At 65.0% G+C, this 17,060-nt stretch carries 11 protein-coding genes; 8 read left to right on the forward strand and 3 right to left on the reverse strand.

All coding sequences use genetic code 11. The annotated features are described in order from the left end of the window. Window positions 1-200: 200 nt before the first annotated feature. Both ABIB54_RS06465 and ABIB54_RS06470 read left to right on the forward strand, forming a co-directional pair. Entirely contained in the window at window positions 201-923 is a 723-nt protein-coding gene (locus ABIB54_RS06465; protein WP_354574699.1) for a cytochrome b N-terminal domain-containing protein, read from the forward strand. Beyond that, window positions 920-1,870, forward strand: coding sequence for a hypothetical protein (locus tag ABIB54_RS06470; protein WP_354574700.1), 951 nt, complete (start codon window positions 920-922; stop codon window positions 1,868-1,870). Before ABIB54_RS06465 ends, ABIB54_RS06470 begins: the two co-directional genes overlap by 4 nt. 28 nt (window positions 1,871-1,898) lie before the next feature. Here the strand turns inward: ABIB54_RS06470 and ABIB54_RS06475 are convergent, their stop codons facing one another. The 3 genes from ABIB54_RS06475 to ABIB54_RS06485 form a co-directional block, all read right to left on the reverse strand. Then, entirely contained in the window at window positions 1,899-3,602 is a 1,704-nt protein-coding gene (locus ABIB54_RS06475) for an AMP-binding protein (protein WP_354574701.1), read from the reverse strand. 53 nt (window positions 3,603-3,655) lie between these two features. Further along, a complete protein-coding gene (locus ABIB54_RS06480; RefSeq protein ID WP_354574702.1) occupies window positions 3,656-4,381 on the reverse strand; it encodes a TIGR00645 family protein in 726 nt (241 codons plus the stop codon). A 72-nt stretch (window positions 4,382-4,453) separates the two neighbouring features. Next, window positions 4,454-5,422 (reverse strand): TerC/Alx family metal homeostasis membrane protein, encoded by a 969-nt coding sequence (locus ABIB54_RS06485; protein WP_354574703.1) that lies wholly within the window; start codon window positions 5,420-5,422, stop codon window positions 4,454-4,456. Window positions 5,423-5,825: 403 nt separating this feature from the next. Between ABIB54_RS06485 and ABIB54_RS06490 the strand changes: the two genes are divergently transcribed. The 6 genes from ABIB54_RS06490 (at window position 5,826) to ABIB54_RS06515 (ending at window position 17,055) form a co-directional block, all read left to right on the forward strand. Then, a complete protein-coding gene (locus ABIB54_RS06490; protein WP_354574704.1) occupies window positions 5,826-6,827 on the forward strand; it encodes a TerC family protein in 1,002 nt (333 codons plus the stop codon). A gap of 104 nt (window positions 6,828-6,931) precedes the next feature. After that, the gene (locus ABIB54_RS06495; RefSeq protein WP_354574705.1) at window positions 6,932-7,804 is read left to right on the forward strand and encodes a PP2C family protein-serine/threonine phosphatase; all 873 of its coding nucleotides are present in this window, start codon (window positions 6,932-6,934) and stop codon (window positions 7,802-7,804) included. Between the two features lie 8 nt (window positions 7,805-7,812). Then, complete coding sequence (locus tag ABIB54_RS06500) at window positions 7,813-8,982, forward strand: FHA domain-containing protein (protein ID WP_354574706.1); 1,170 nt, start codon at window positions 7,813-7,815, stop codon at window positions 8,980-8,982. Continuing rightward, window positions 8,982-10,616, forward strand: a complete 1,635-nt coding sequence (locus tag ABIB54_RS06505) for a serine/threonine-protein kinase (RefSeq protein WP_354574707.1) — start codon at window positions 8,982-8,984, stop codon at window positions 10,614-10,616. The genes ABIB54_RS06500 and ABIB54_RS06505 overlap by 1 nt, the downstream gene beginning before the upstream one ends. Continuing rightward, window positions 10,613-11,341 carry a hypothetical protein gene (locus ABIB54_RS06510; protein ID WP_354574708.1) on the forward strand — a complete coding sequence of 243 codons (729 nt, stop codon included), beginning with the start codon at window positions 10,613-10,615 and terminating at the stop codon, window positions 11,339-11,341. The genes ABIB54_RS06505 and ABIB54_RS06510 overlap by 4 nt, the downstream gene beginning before the upstream one ends. A 179-nt stretch (window positions 11,342-11,520) precedes the next feature. Further along, on the forward strand, window positions 11,521-17,055 hold the full coding sequence (locus tag ABIB54_RS06515) for an Ig-like domain-containing protein (protein WP_354574709.1): 5,535 nt from the start codon (window positions 11,521-11,523) through the stop codon (window positions 17,053-17,055). The last annotated feature ends 5 nt before the right edge of the window (window positions 17,056-17,060 follow it).

Consider the following 17,060-nt stretch of genomic DNA (forward strand, 5'->3'; position numbering starts at 1 on the left):
AGACTAATTTTCAGGTAATCGAAATGCCGGGAGGTCAGTGTGCATGCTCTACTCGCAACAGTGATGGGGGACTCGTCCCCCACCTATTTGGGATGGGGTGTTTTCACCATCCAGATAGGCAACTTCATCATCATCTCGGTGATGATAGTGCTGTTCGTCCTCGCCCTTGTTCTTCCATTCCCAGCGGGACGGAAGCGCAAATGACACACATCGTGCAACAGCCGACCAGCGAGTCAACGGATTCGCCTGACCGGGGCCCCGACGAGGAGTTCTATACCTGGACCGGCAAGGCTCGGCGCTGGATGCTCAAGACCCTTCCGCCGGACAAGCTTCTTCCCGAGACGCAGCCGAGCTACGTCGCATCCTGGATCTACGTCTTCGGCATGGGCGCGATCGCCTCGCTCGTCGTCCTCATCGTCTCGGGTGTGGTGCTCGGCCTGAATGGACCGAGCTGGTGGCATCTCTCGTCCTTCGGCCACTTCATCAACAGCACGCACCTCTGGAGCGCGGAATTCTTCTTCCTCTTCATGGTCGTGCACCTGTGGGGCAAGTTCTGGATGGCATCCTGGCGTGGTGGGCGATTGCTCACCTGGATCACCGGGGTCGTCGCCTTCGCCGCGTCGATCGGTGCGGCATTCACCGGCTACCTCGTGCAGACCAACTTCGAGTCGGAGTGGATCTCGTACCAGGCGAAAGATGTCGTGAACGCGACAGGAATCGGCGCCTGGTTCAACCTGGCGAATGTCGGCCAGATGTTCATGTGGCACATTGTCCTGCTCCCGCTCGCGGTCGCCGCGATCGTGGCCCTGCACGTGCTGCTCGTCAGAGTGCACGGCGTGGTTGCCCCCATCGACGCTGCCGATACCGACACCCAACTGCGTGACGCGGTCATCCCCGAGCTCCATGACAAGGCAGACAAATGAGTAAGCAACTGAGTGCGATGTCCTGGCGCAAGGGAAACGGCGTCGCCGGCCGCCCGTGGAACGGAGCCAAGCGCGAGTACGACCTGTTCAAGGAACTGACCGTCGGAGTGATCGTGGTCAGCCTGTTGGTGGTCGCGGTCTCGGCGATCTTCAGTTCGCCCGACGACAAAAGCGTGACGCTCAAGTCCTGGGCCAATAGCCAGCCGAACGACTTCGTGGTCACCACGAATGCGGAACTCGGCCACACGAGCGACTCGGCCGGCTACGGACCTCCGTACAACTCCACGACGGACGCGAGCCAGACCATCGGCGCGCTCGACCTGCAGAGCCTCGCCGGGGTGAAGATTCCGATCGACTCGGCCAAGGACTTTGTGATCGGCCCGCTCAGCACCCTGCCGAATACGCCCGCAGCGGTTTCTACGTGGAAGGCAGCGAGCAGCGCGCAACAGACCGCGTGGACGGATGCCTACGGCAAGGCCCTCGACACGGCCAAGGGTGACCCGGCCGCCGTCGCTTCGGGGAACTACGGACCCGTTCCGGCGATCACCGGTGAGCTTCTCACCATGGCAAAGCAGGGATCGCTTGACAGCGTGCTCAATGCTGGTGGTTCGTTCTACAACTTCAACTACACCAGGTCGATGTTGTTCCTCGGGGACAGTGCGTACTTCACCGACCTCGCGACGAGTCTTCACCTGACCGGCGACCAGTGGGGCATGATCAACGGAATCGGTTACTACCCCGGCCAGTCCTGGCTGTGGATGTTCTCGCTCTTCTACCAGATCGAGCCGTTCAAGTCCCTCCCCAACGCGGACTTGGTCATCATCCTTATCGTCGCGGCGCTGACGATGGTGCTCATGATTGTGCCGCTCATCCCCGGCCTGCGGGATCTGCCTCGGCTCATCCCGATTCACCGCCTGATTTGGAAGGACTACTACAAACGGCGTTAGCGTTACCGCATTCCCCGGTCTCCTCGGCCTAACCCCTGAGACCGGGGAATTCGTCGTCTCGCCACTCCACTGCCACGATCGCGCCGAAGGCGACTCCCTCTTCGCGCTCGCGCAGTTCCACGCGGCGGATCTTGCCGGAGATCGTCTTCGGCAGCTCCATGAACTCGATTCGGCGGATGCGCTGGAACGGTGCGAGCTTCGCGCGGGCGTAGACCAGGATCTCGCGCGCGGTGTCGGCCGAGGGCTCGAACCCGGCCGCGAGCACGACGTAGGCCTTCGGCACGGCCAGGCGCACGGCATCCGGAGCGGGCACGATCGCGGCTTCGGCCACCGCCGGATGCTCGATCAGCACGCTCTCGAGCTCGAAGGGGCTGATCTTGTAGTCGGAGGCCTTGAACACGTCGTCGGTGCGACCGATGTACGTGATGTAGCCATCGGCATCTCGCGCCGCGATGTCGCCGGTGTGGAAGTAGCCGTCGTGCATGGTGCGAGCGTTTCGATCGGCATCCCCGACGTAGCCGGTCGTGAGGTTGACCGGGTGGCGGCTGAGGTCGACACAGATCTCGCCCTCTTCGGCGACGTCGCCCGAGATCGGGTCGACGAGCACGATGGGGCTGCCGGGAAGCGGTCGGCCCATCGATCCGTCCTTCACGAGGGATCCCGGGGTGTTTCCGACCACAGCGGTCATCTCGGTCTGGCCGTAACCGTCGCGGATGGTCAGTCCCCAGTGGGAGCGCACCTGGCTGATCACCTCGGGGTTGAGGGGCTCACCGGCTGAGATCGCTTCCCGCAGGTCGCCGCTGCCGCCCGTGAGGTCGGACTGGATGAGCATGCGCCAGACGGTCGGCGGCGCGCAGAACGACGTCACGTGTTCCTGACGGATCTTCTGCAGCAGGGATGCGGCATCGAAGCGACCGTAGTTGTAGACGAAGATCGTCGACTCGGCGATCCATGGCGCGAAGAAGCAACTCCAGGCGTGCTTCGCCCAGCCGGGGGAGCTGATCGCCAGGTGAACGTCCCCGGCCTTCAGCCCCAGCCAGTACATGGTCGAGAGATGGCCGACCGGGTAGGACACCTGGGTGTGTTCGACCAGCTTCGGCCGCGTGGTCGTGCCCGAGGTGAAATAGAGAAGCAGGCGGTCGTGGGAGGCCGTCTTCGGGTGGGGCAGCGGCGCAGCCGGCGCGGCGAAGGCATCCGTGAAATCGATCCAGGGTGCGGCTCCGTCACCCACCCTGATGCGGGTGAAATCGCCGGGTACTTCATCGAACTTGTCCACGTCGGCGGATGCGGCGATCACGTGCCGCACGCCTCCCCGCTGCATCCGGTCGATGAGATCCGCAGTGCCGAGCGCGGTCGTGGTCGGCAGGATCACGGCGCCGATCTTCATGATGCCGAGCATCGAATCCCACAGCTCGACCTGGTTGCCGAGCATGAGCATGACGGCGTCACCGCGCTTCACCCCCAGGCCCTGCAACCACCGGCCGACCTGGTCGGACCGCGTCGCCATGTCGTCGAAGGTGAATCGGGCGGTCGATCCATCCTCCTCGGCGATCACGAGGGCGGGTCTGGTGTTACCCCGAGCGATGGCATCGAACCAGTCGATGCCCCAGTTGAAAGTGTCACCGACATCGGGCCAGCGGAACGTGCGCACGGCACCGTCGTAGTCGTCTCGAAGGGCGACCAACTGGTCGCGGGCGGCTCGAAAACTGTCGGTTGCGGGACTGTGCGACACCGGTGGCGCTCCTTGGGATTGGATACTCGATCGTATCGCGGGTCGCCGTGCGCCTAGTTCGCGCGCAGGTCCCGGGCCAACTGCTCGTACTGCGCTGCCCGTAACTCTTTCTCTTCTGCGGTGGCGCTCGGGAACGGAGTGCTCGGAGAATCGGCGCGCTGTGGGCCCGCCGCAATGACCGCAGGGCGCGATCCGCTCGAGATCTTGTCGATCCAGGCCAAAGCCACCGCGGAGAAGATGAAGACGGTGTGGATGATGACCTGCCAGAACACGCCCTCGGGGGTGTAGACCTCGTCGGTGACCTCATCGACCACGATGTTCTTCGCCCCGAGATCGTTGACGCCGATGAAGGTCTTGAGAAGATGGATGGAGGAGATCCCGATGATCGCCATGGCGAGCTTCACCTTGAGCACATTCGCGTTCACGTGCGACAGCCATTCCGGCTGGTCGGGATGCCCATCGATCCTGATGCGCGACACGAAGGTCTCATACCCGCCGATGATCACCATGATCAGCAGGTTGGCGATCATCACCACGTCGATGAGTCCGAGCACGCCGAGCATGATCTCGGCCTCCTTGATCTCCAGCGGATGCGCAAGCACCTTCTCGCCCAGGTGGTACAGCTCCACCATGAAGACGACGACGTAGATCAGTTGGGCGACGATGAGCCCGACGTAGAGCGGGGCCTGCAGCCAGCGGCTGAAGAAGATCAGATAGCCGATTCCGGAGACTCCGGCGGGTTGTGGGCGGTATTCGCGGAGCTGGTTGGGCGACGTCATGGGAGGTCCTCGAGGCTGGGATCGGTCGGTTGTCGGTTGGCGGAGGCGCTGCATCCGTCTGATGGGAGGGGATCAGGGCGTGCGAACTCGCGCATCGCCCCGCGTCTTGCGCAGGCTGAGCGCGGTGGCGACGGCGATGGTGAGGCCGATGAAGAGCAGGGAGAACCAGATCGGGATTTCGGGAGCCCAGCCCACCGATCGACCCCCGTTGATGAACGGCAGCTCGTTGACGTGGAGTGCGTGCAGCACCAGCTTCACGCCGATGAAGCCGAGGATGACCGCGAGCCCCTGAGCGAGGTAGACGAGCCTCTCGAGCAGCCCACCGATGAGGAAATAGAGCTGGCGCAGTCCCATCAGAGCGAAGGCATTCGCGGTGAACACGATGTACGCCTCGTCGGTCAGTCCGTAGATCGCGGGAATCGAGTCCACCGCGAAGACCAGGTCGATGAAGCCGATCGCAACGATCGTGAGCAGCATCGGGGTGAAGAATCGCTTGCCCTCGATCTTCACCGTGATGCGATCACCATGGAACGTCTCGGTGATGGGCAGCATCCGGCGGGCGAGATTCACGACGCGCCCATGGGCCGGGTCGCTCTCGTGCGAGCTGAAGGCCTGCCGGTAGGCCAGCACGAGCAGCAGCGCACCGAAGATGTAGAAGATCCAGGAGTAGTTCTCGATCAGGGCAGCACCGACAGCGATGAACGCGCCACGCATGATCAGGGCGATGACGATCCCGATCATCAGCACCTTCTGCTGGAACTGTCTCGGCACCGCGAAGCCGGTCATCACGATGAGGAAGACGAAGAGATTGTCGATCGAGAGGGCCTTCTCGGTCAGGTACCCGGCGAAGTACTCCCCGCCGAAGTCCCAGCCGGACACCAGCCCGAAGAGCAGGGCGAGGCCGATATAGAAACCCGACCAGCGGGCGGATTCACCGATGCTCGGCGTGTGCGGCCTGCGCACGTGAACGAAGAACTCGAACACGAAGAAACCGATCGTGATCGCGATCGTGATGATCCAGATGAGCGGCGTGATCGCCATGGGAACTCCTTGGTCTGTCGATGAACGGACCAAGGTCTCTTCCACCCCGAGGAATCGGGGCAAGCCGCCCGGAACACTGTGCGGTGTTCGTATTGACGAATCGGCTTCGTGGGAATACTCCCCTTGCTGTGCTGAGACTATTGCAGGGTTCCTGAGCGCAGCCCCTGAAGCGGAGAGGGATGTTTCTCGCTGAGAGAGGCGCCCGGTTCTTCGAGCTCCACCAGCCGCCTAGGATTGTCTACGCGAAGGGGAGTATTCCCACGGGCGGTCAACGCCTTACTCCGCACCCGTCAAGACGGTCACCGCTGATGCTGGCCCGGGTGCGGCGGTGTCGGCCGGTTCGGCGCGGAAGAGACTTTCGGGATTTCGGCGTACCCACGTCATCCTCTCCTGAAAGGCCGATATGGACCTGCAACTCCCGCTCTGGTTCGAAATCAGCAGCATCGCCGTTCTGATCCTCATCGTGATCGCCGACCTCGTGCTGGCCTACAAGCGTCCTCACATTCCGACGACGCGGGAGTCGAGCCTGTGGGTCGGCTTCTACGTGCTGCTCGCGATCATCTTCGCGGTTCTCATGTACTTCTTCGCCGGAGCCGAACATGCCGGGCAGTTCATCGCGGGTTGGCTCACCGAGTACAGCCTCTCGATCGACAATCTCTTCGTCTTCGTGATCATCATGGCGAGGTTCGCGGTGCCGAGGAAGTACCAGCAGGAGGTGCTGATGGTCGGCATCATCATCGCCCTGGTGCTGCGGGGGATCTTCATCCTGCTCGGCGCGCAGCTGATCGAGAACTTCAGCTGGATCTTCTATATCTTCGGTGCCTTCCTGCTCTACACGGCGTTCGGCCAGGCCTTCCAGAACAGCGACGAGATGGACGAGAAGGAAAGCGGCGTCATCCGCCTTCTGCGCAAGCGCATCAGGATCTCCAACGATTTCGACGGGGCGAAGCTGCGCACCGTCATCGACGGAAAGAGGGTCTTCACACCGATCATCGTGGTCTTCATCGCGATCGGCACCACCGACCTGGTCTTCGCCCTCGACTCGATCCCGGCCATTTTCGGCATAACGACGAGTCCCTTCATCGTGTTCACCGCAAACGTCTTCGCGCTGATGGGGCTCCGCCAGCTCTACTTCCTGCTCGGCGACCTGATCGACAAGCTGGTGTACCTCAAGTACGGCATCGCCTTCATCCTTGCGTTCATCGGTTTCAAGCTCATCGCTCATGCCCTTCACACCAATGAATTGCCCTTCATCAACGGGGGCAAACACATCGAGTGGGCGCCCGAGATCGGCACATTCTTCTCGTTGGGCGTGATTGTGGTGTCGATGGCTGTCGCGGTGATCGCCAGCCTGGTCAAGATCCGCTACGACCGCAATCGCGTGGGCCTCGATACCGGCGAATAGGGGCCTCGGCACGGTCGATGGGCAGTGCTGCCCATTGAGGTGCCCGGTGCTCGACGTCAGGATGCCCATAGAGTTGTGACGCGCTGAGCGGGAGGGGGTGCGTCGTGGACGAAACACAGGAGCTCGAGCTCGCGAGCGGCACGGCGCGATTCCGATTCAGTGGGCATTCCGACCGTGGTGCCGTGCGCCGATTGAACGAAGACAGCTTTCTGGCAGCACTTCCCGTGTTCGTGGTGGCCGATGGGATGGGCGGGCATGCCTTCGGGGATCGAGCCAGCCAGGCCGCTATCGGCGCGTTCTCCGCGACATTCTCCGACACCACCCGTGCCACCGCGCAAGAGGTGCTCGAAACCATCCATCGCGCCAATGACGCGGTGCTCGGGGTCACGAGCGAGCCCGGCGCGGTCTCGGGCACCACGCTCAGCGGCATCGCCTTCGTGGAGATCGGCCCCGCCGACAGCCATCACTGGATGGCATTCAACGTTGGCGACTCCCGCATCTACAGCTGGGACGGTCGGCACCTGGCGCAGTTGAGTGTCGACCATTCCGCCGTGCAGGAGTTGGTGGAGCTCGGTCAGATCACGCGACAGCAGGCGGATACCCACCCGGATCGCAACATCGTCACTCGGGCCCTTGGCGCGGATGCCGTGGTCGATCCCGACATCTGGCTGCTGCCGGCCCGGGGGCGCCAGACCTTCCTGCTGTGCTCCGACGGCCTCACCAAGGAGCTGGGCGATGAGGAGATCGCGCGCATCATCGTGTTCCACGGGGCCGAACAGGTGCGCGAGACGGACCGTCTTCCCCTGACCCTCGCGGAGCGGCTGGTGAGTGCTGCGGTGGCTGCCGGGGGCTCGGACAACGTGACGGTGGTCATCGTCGAATCCGACCTTGTAGGGTCGGGTTCGATGTCTTCGGAAGACACGGTCGATCGAGATGCGATGCCCGGTTTCCTCGAAGAGACGAAGCCAAGGGGGTAGACAGCGCCATGACCGTGCACTTCAGGCCTGCGCTGAGCGGGGGATGGCTCGCGCTGACGTCGGGCGAGACGCTCCTGGTGATCGGTGCGCCGGCCGACCAGCCGAGCGTCGACGCGCTGTGGGAGGCGGTCGGGTCTGCGGGCGGATTCCAGAGGGTTCTCGACGTTCTGACGAGCAAGGGGCTGGCAGCAACTCCGCCGTTCGCGCTCTTCGACGGCGCGGCGGCATCCCTGCGCGTCATCGTGCGCGGAGAGGTCGCGGCAACGGTGACGAATGCCGCGGGCACCGCGCAGATGGACGGATCCGGGGTCACGACGTGGCGGGAGCAGACGTGGGCCGACGTCTCGACCGTGGGGATCACCGTGGTCGCGGCGCTTCCGGCCGACGGTGTCGCTGAGCTGCCCTTGGGCAGCGGCGGGGCGTGGGTCGCGACGCTGCGACTGTCGTTCGCGGCATCAGCGGGCCCCGATACGGCCGCGGACGGCCTCCGCGACCAGCGGCGTGCTGCGGACGCCCCCCTCAAGCAGCGGCGGCTCGAGATCGACCCGGAGGCCACCGTCACGGAGGCGCCGACCGAGCGGATCGATTCCCCCGAGGCGACGCCCGACACCCCCGCCGAGGGGTACGACTACCTCTTCGGCGCCACCATGTTCCGCGGCGTGGCGGAAGCCGCAGTGCAGGAATCGCCCCCGGAAGAGGTGCCGACAACCGAACTGGCCGGTGACCATGACGGCCATACCGTGCTCACCTCCGACATCGCGAAGCTGCGGGCGGAACGCCGGGCCGCACGCGGAGCATCCACACCTCCCCCCGCGATTCCGCCCGCTGCCCGAGTGTTCCTCGCCCTGTCGAGCGGAACACGCGAGCCCCTCACCCAGCCGATCCTGGTCGGTCGCTCCCCGAGCGTGAGCCAGGTCTCCGGTGGCCAGATGCCGCGACTGCTCACTGTGGGCACTCCGGACCAGGACATCTCCCGCACCCATGTGCGGTTCGTGCTGGAGGGTGGCACGGTCGTCGTCACCGACCTGCATTCGCGCAACGGCACCCTCGTGGTGCTGCCGGGCAAGGAGCCCCAGAAGCTCCGCGCCGGTGAGCCGACCTCGGTCATCACCGGAACCGTCGTCGACCTCGGCGGCGGTGTCACCCTCACGGTCGAAGAAACGGCGGACGACGCCTGATGCGCCGCGCTCCGTCACTGCCTCCCGAACTGCCCGGGTACAGCTTCGTCAAGGTTCTGGGATCGGGAGGCTTCTCCGACGTCTTCCTCTACGAACAGAAACTGCCCAAGCGCCGCGTCGCCGTGAAGGTGCTGCTCACCGAGGAGCTGAGTGGCGCGAATCGGGCCGCTTTCGTCGCCGAGGCGAACCTGATGGCGCAGCTGTCGACGCATCCGTATATCGTCACGATCTACCAGGCGGATGTCGCGGGCGACGACCGCCCCTACTTCGTGATGGAGTACTGCTCCGGGCCGAGCCTGGCCGAACGGTACAAGCGGGAGACCTTCCCGGTGGTCGATGCGCTGCGCACCGGGGTGAGACTGTCGAGCGCCGTCGCGACGGCGCATGCGGCGGGCATCCTGCACCGCGACATCAAGCCGGCGAACGTGCTCACCAACGACTACGGCTGGCCAGCGCTCACCGACTTCGGCATCTCTTCCGCGGTCGAAGACGACGTGCTGCCGATCCACACCGGCACGCTCGCGAGCGCACTCGCGCAGGACACCGGCACCGGCGGCACCGGCCAATCGGTCGGCATGTCGGTGCCGTGGTCGCCTCCCGAGATGTTCGAGGATGACCCGGAACCCGACGTGCGGTCGGATGTCTTCTCGCTCGCCGCGACGATCTACACCATCCTCGCGGGCCAGACTCCCTTCGAGTTGCGCGGCCACTCGAACGGCACTCTCGACCTGATCGGGCGCATCGAGCGCGGTGCGATCACCCCGATGGCGCGGGATGACGTTCCGCGCTCCCTTCTCGCGGTACTTCAGAAAGGCATGGCCTCCGCGCGTGCCGACCGGTTCGCCACGGCGGTGGATTTCGCCAGGGCGCTTCAGCGGGTGGAACTCGAACTCGGCTATTCCCCGACCACGATCGATGTGCCCAACCTGCACATCGAGGCGCCCTCTCGTGCCGGTGCCGCGGATGATGCGGACGAGACCCGCGCCCGCAGCGTCGCCACGATCCAGGCCCAGCCGGTCGCCCCGATCCTGGCGCCCCCGCCCGGCCCCTCTCCCGACGAGACCCAGGTGCGCGGAGCGCCGACGGTCATCTCCCAGCCGGAGCCCGCGAGCGAGACGATTGTGCGACGGAGGGTCACCGCTCCCGGCGAGCCAGCGATCGCGACCGAAGCCGAGGCACCGAAGGAGCCCGGGGCGCCGACGGCGCAGACCGGGATGTCCCGCGCGAACAAGATCCTCATCGGTGTCGCTGGCGGTGTCGTGCTGCTCATTGCGGCCGCGGTCGTCGCGGGCCTGGCCCTCGGCGCGGATCCGACCGGTGCGGCGAGCCCGAGCCCGAAGGCATCCGGCGGTGATTCCGCCATCGTCGAGACAGTGCCGGTGCCCACCCTGGTGGGTGCACCGGTGGTGACGGGAACCGACCTCGTCTTCACCGCGAAGAACCCCAAACCCGTGAAGGGTGACAGCTTCCGCTGGAAGGTCAGCAATCGCGGCGCAGATGAGGCCCTGCACGTGAGCGCAGACGGAGTCGTGACCGTGCCGGGCTACACCGCGGGATCCACGGTCTGTGTTCAGATCACGGTCGCCCGCGACGGAAAGGTCTCCGACCCCCTGGAGGCGTGCTACCCCCAATGAAGCCTCTCAAGATCGAATTCTGCGGCGAATGGTACGAGGTCTCGCATCCCCGGGATTTCCACATCGGTCGAGAGTCCGACCTGGTGATCGACGACAACCCCTACCTGCACCGCCGATTTCTCCGCATCTACGAAGACTTCGGCATGTGGTGGCTCTCGAACGTCGGCAACCTCCTCTCGGCCACCGTGACGGATGCCACCGGCCAGGTGCAGGCCTGGCTCGCTCCCGGAGCGCGCCTTCCCATCGTCTTCCCGCAGATGCAGGTGCTCTTCAGCGCCGGATCGACCACCTACGAGTTCACGATCTTCTCGGCGGAGGACTACTTCAGCACCTCCTCGGCCATGGCCGGCTCTGGCGGATCGACCACCATCGAGCCGGTGGCGCTCACCAGCACCCAACGGCTGCTGATCGTGAGTCTCGCGGAGGGCGTGCTGCGGCAATCCTCGCCGGGCCGGGGAGAGATCCCGACCTCGGCCGAAGCCGCAGCGCGGCTGCACTGGTCGATGACCACCTTCAATCGCAAGCTCGACAACGTGTGCGACAAGCTGGACAAGATCGGGGTGCAGGGGCTCCGCGGTGGCAAGGGCAATCTCGCGACGAACCGTCGCCTGCGACTGGTCGAATATGCCGTCGCGACCCGGTTGGTGAGCCAGGACGACCTCTACCTTCTCGCCAAGAATGATGCCGATGCCGCCGAGAAGACGGGATCGGACGGCGTCGGTTAATGGCCGGCGCGGCCCGACCGCCGTTCGACCATGGGCAGCGCTGCCCATGTCCCGGGTTATCCGACGAATATTCGCCGTGTTAGGTTGATTCCAGCTGCCGGGCCCCCGTGGGGACGGCCGTTGCACATCGCCGGTAAACCAGCCGTGGGGGGTCACGCGTGAGTGCGGTCGGACGATGGGTGAAGAGCCGTAAAACGCTCGCATCCGCGCTCGTCATCGCGGTGGTCGCCGGGGTGCCTCTGACCATCGCCGCGCTGCATCCGGGCTTCCCCGTCACGGACGTGAAACTCACTTCGCGAGATGTCTGGGTGACGAACGGAAAACAGCTGCTCGGCGGCCGTCTCAACCGCCAGATCGACGAGCTCAACGGTTCCGTCGTCGCCTCGAGCGCGAACTTCGATGTCCTTCAAGACGGTGACTCGCTCTACATGCACAATCCGGACGCCGGCCGCATCGAGTCGGTCGACCCCGCCTCCACCCAAGTCACCTCGGCGATCGACGTGCCGAAGAACTCGGAGGTCGGCTACGGCGGAACGACCCTGGTCATCGTGTCGCCCAAGGGTGAGCTCTGGGCGGTGCCCTCCGTCGGCGACCTGCAGTTCAACTACGTGTCCACGCCCCCACTGGTAAAGCTGGGCGTCGGCGGCCATGCCACCATCACCAAGACCGGTGCCATCATCGCGGTGTCCCCGACGAAGAAGAAGATCTACCGGATGGATACCCTCGCGAGCCCGCCGGTCGCCTCGGCCTTCCCCTCGGTCGGCGCGTTCCAGATCTCTGCGGTGGGGGAGCAGGCGGTGATCTTCGACCAGGCCACCAACGAACTCATCACTCAAGACGGAACGAAACACTCACTTCCGAAGACCGGCTTGCGCCTGCAACAGGTCGGGGCGAAGTCCGACTACGCCGTCCTCGCCACCGCGGATTCCCTCCTCGAGGTCGATCTCGGTTCCGGCTCGGTGAAGACCATCCCGGCAGACGTGAGCACCCCGGCCAAGAACGCGGCGGGGGTATCTGCCCCGGTATTCCTCTCCGGCTGCGCGCACGGCGCGTGGGCGACATCCCAGAAATACCTTCTCGCGTGCGACGGGCAGAAGCCGGTGCGACACGACATCGAGGAGCCGACGCGCGGGAGCGAGCTCGAGTTCCGGGTGAACCGCACGGTCATTGCTCTCAATGACCTCAGCAACGGTAACGTCTGGCTGGTCAACGAGAACATGCGTCTCGTGGACAACTGGGATGACGTGACGCCTCCCGCCGAGAAGCAGAGCGAAGAGACCGGCGACCAGAAGTCCGCAACCCAGTCCTTCGAGGACACTCTTGCCCAGCGCACCGACGTGAACCGCCCGCCGACGGCCGTCGACGACAGTTTCGGCATCCGCCCGGGACGCACGACGATCCTGCCGCTGCTCGACAACGACACCGACCCGGATGGCGACGTGCTGGTGATCTCCGCCTTCGACGGCATCGCGGATTCGACCGGCCACCTCGACCCGATCGACGGCGGTCGCGCCCTGCAGTTCACTCCCGCAGCGGGATTCGTCGGATCGGTGTCCTTCGGGTACACGGTCGACGATGGCCGGGGCGGCACCGCGACGGCGCGGGTGACCGCACACGTCGTGCCGGAGAGCAGCAACCAGGAGCCGGTCGAGATCCGCAAGGGTGGCGTGAGTGTCGAGGCCGACCAGACGGTCTCGTACAACGTGCTGACCAACTGGCGTGACCCCGACGGCGACGACCTCTACCTCGTGAACGCCTCACCCAAGTCGGGCGACCTGGTGCGCTTCACTCCGGACGGCTTCATCACCTTCACTCACCAGACCTCGGAGATAGGCAAGAAAGACGTCGTCTTCCTGGTGAGCGACGGCCATGGAGCCCAGGTTCAGGGCACGCTCACGGTGGACGTCAAACCGGCGGGGTCGCTCGATCCCGTGGGCACCCCCGACTTCGCGACGGTGTTCACCAACGAGACGGTCGTCGTGAAGCCCCTCGAGAACGACATCTCGCCGTCCGGCGCCCAGCTGCAACTCGTGGCCATGGAGACTCCGAGTGGCAAGGCGGTGGCCTCGTTCAACTCCGATTCCCAGGAGATCACCTTCAGTTCGTCTGAGGCCGGCGTCCACTACCTCAAGTACACGCTCCAGGCTGGAGCGAAAACGAGTGTCGGCCTCGTGCGGGTAGACGTGCGCGACAAGCCTCAGGACGATTCGCTGCCCCCGGTCGCGGTGAAAGACACCGCCTATCTCCGAGGGGATGAGCCGACAACGGTGGCGGTGCTCGCCAACGACGTGAGCCCCAATGGCCGGGTGCTCGCGGTGCAGTCCATCGCCGTGCCGCCGGAGCTCATCGCTAAGGGTCTCGTCGTCGAGCTGCTCGAAAGCGCGCAGATCCGCGTCACCTCGCCCGCGGCCCTCACCGAGCAGGTGAGCTTCACCTACACGATCTCGGATGGTTTCCACGAGGCGACGGCGGGCGTGACGGTGGTGCCCGTGCCCGCCCTCACGAAACACCAGCCGCCGATCGCCGCGAACGATAGTGCGAAGGTGCGTGTCGGGGACGTCGCCACTCTCGACGTGCTCGCCAACGACGTGCACCCCGACCGCTCGCCGATGACTCTCGACACCACACTGGTGACCCCTCCGACGGCCGGGCTCGCCTTCGTGAGCAAGAACAAGCTGCGGTTTCAGGCGCCCATGACCCCGGGCGCCTACACCGTCGACTACCGGGTGCTCGACCCCTTCGGAGAGACCGCTACCGCGACGGCCAGCTTCACGGTCATCGGGCTGGATGCCAAGGCAAACCAGGACCCCACCCCGCGCCCGCTCACCGCACGGGTGCTCGCCGGCGACTCGATCAAGGTGCAGATCCCGCTCGACGGAATCGACCCCGACGGCGACTCCGCCCAGTTGCTGAGCTTCCCGGTCGGGCCGAGCCTCGGCTCGATCGAGAGCCAGGGTACCGACTTCTTCATCTACAAGTCGTCAGCTGCGGCATCCGGAACCGACACCTTCAGCTACAAGGTCTTCGATGCCTTCGGTGCCACCGGTGATGCCGACATCAAGATCGCCGTCATCCCTCCGCCCAAGTCGCTCTCGAACCCGATCGCCGCTCCCGACAGCGTGTCCGTGCGGCCGGGGCGAGTGGCTCAGGTCGACCTCGTCGCCAACGACTCCGACCCGCAGAGTGCGCCGATCCAGGTCTCGAAGAAGCTCATCGACGTGCCACAGGGCATCAAGGCCTCGGTGGTGAAGGGCCAGTATCTGGTGCTGACCGCTCCGGACACCGAGCAGTCCTTCTCGATGCGCTACGAGCTCACCAACAACCGCGGAGGCAAGTCCGTGAGCTATGTGCTGGTGAAAGTGACGAAGGATGCGCCGATCCTCCCGCCCACGGCCGAGGACATCTCGATCCTTCCCAAGACCATCGCGGGCAAGCAGTCCACCACCGTCGATGTCTTCGATGGCCACGCTTTCAACCCCTCGGGACCCACCGAAGACCTCGTCGTCAGCGTGGAGGGGCCGAACGCCGGTTCGGCGAAACTGCTCGAGAAGAACGGCCGCATCGAGGTGACGCCGGGCAAGACCCGCCAGGCGATCGCCTACCGGGTGACCAACGAGAAAGACAAGCTGACCGCGATGGCGTTCATCCTTGTGCCCGCCGCGGTTTCGAAGGACTTCGACCAGCAGCCGTCGATCGATCCTTCGTTGCCGGTGCAGTACGTGGGCATGAACGAGACGCGCACCTGGAAGCTGAAGGACATCCTCACAGTGCCCTCAGGGCGTGAGGCGCACATCATCGACAAGGCCACGGTGAGCGCCCTGCAGAGCAACGGTGCCTCGCCCTATGTCGACGCCGACACGATCACCTTCACCCCGGCCAAGGACTACCGCGGCCCCGCAGCGGTGAAGTTCTCCGTGTCCGATGGGGCGTCGAAGGACGACCCGAAGGGCCTGAAGGCGAACCTCACGCTGAACATCGTGGTCGGGGACCCGCAGTTCAGGGACACTCCGCCGGAGTTCACGAGCCCGAACGAGCAGGTAGAGGTCGGAGAGACGAAGACGATCGACTTGCGCGCCTCGACCGGTCATCCGAACCCCCAGATTCTTCAGGAGGTGACCTACTCCGACATCACCGGAACGTCCGCGGGACTTCAGGCCAGTCTCAACGGATCGCAGCTCACCCTCACGACACCGCGAAATGCGAAGAAGGGCAGCAGTTACAAGCTCGGTGTGACGCTCAAGTGGGACAAGTTCACCGTGCCCGGAACGATCACTGTGACCGTCGTCGGCTCCAGCCGCCCGCTTGCCGTCGCCGTCTCCGACGCCTACGAGACGCAACGCGGCGACGGGGCCGTCGTGGCGCATCCGCTCACCAACGACTCGAATCCGTACCAGACCACCGGTGAGAAGCTCACCATCGTCGATGCGAAGGTGCAAAACAGTGGGCAGCCGGCATCGATTTCGTTCACGAAGGATTCGGTCACCGTGACACCGAGCGCCGCGCTGAAAGACGGCCGGATCGAGATCGTCTACACGGTGCAGGATGCCACGGAAGACAAGGACCGTGAGGTGAACGGCACCATTTCCGTGATCGTGAGCGACGTGCCCGATCAGGTGGCGAAACCCACCCGGACTTCGGCGATCGGCGGGGACGGCAACGCGACCTGGCGGTTCATCGCTCCAGCCTCGAACGGCAAGCCGATCACGTCCTACGACGTGCGGACGACTCCGGGCGGAGCGACGGCGAACTGCACAGCGGGCGCCGACTGCACGGTCTCCGGGCTGTCGAACGGCACCGCGTATACCTTCTCGGCTCGCGCGGTCAACGTGCACGGAGCGGGTCCCTGGTCTGTGGAGAGTGACCAGATCACGCCGTACGGCACGCCGGGCACGGCATCCCCCACACTCTCCACCGCGAACAAGTGGGCCACCGCGACCATCACGGCGAGCTGGCCCGCCGTGGGAGCGACCGGCGGCACCACCACCTACTTCTGGTCCACGAACTCCGGAAAATCGGGGAGCACCACCGGCACGACCGCGACCTTCAGCGAGGGCGCCGGGAGCTATACGGTTTCGGTCTACGCCAAGAATCAAGGCGGCAAACAGGGCGGTACCGGCACCTCGGGCGCGCTCTCCGTGCAGAACCAGCCGATACCGACCGCGCCGCAGAACGTGAGCACACCCGCCGATCGCACCGGGGCCGGCACCCTCACCTGGACCTGGAACGCCCCAGCCAACGCGACTCCGGATGCGGCGGGCGACGGCATCAAGTACATCTGGTCGGCGAGCAACGGCGACAGCGGCACAACGACCGGTCGCAGCGCGTCCATCAACGTGGGGGATACGACCGCCAACTACTCGCTCACCGTGAAGGCGACTAACAGCGGGGGAACGGGCCCCTCCGCCGGATCGGGTTCGACGCACGTGACCAAGGCCTCCAACCCCCGGGTCGCGGTCGCCTGGGGTGGCAACGCGCAGGGCCAGCCGAACTGCAGCGACGCCTCCTGCCACTTCATCAAGATCAATGTCTACGACCTCGGGCCGAACACGAGCTACACCGCCACGAGTCCGGGTTGCTCCTCCCGAACCGTGAACACCGACGGCAACGGCAACGGCAGCGTGGAGTTTAGCTGTTACTTCGGCTACCCCGACCAGAACGTCACGGTTTCAGCCGGAGGCCACAGCGACACCCGGTTGTGGAAGAACCACGAATGACCGTC

The organism is Frigoribacterium sp. UYMn621 (genome assembly GCF_040549525.1).
In the GTDB taxonomy this organism is placed as follows: domain Bacteria; phylum Actinomycetota; class Actinomycetes; order Actinomycetales; family Microbacteriaceae; genus Lacisediminihabitans.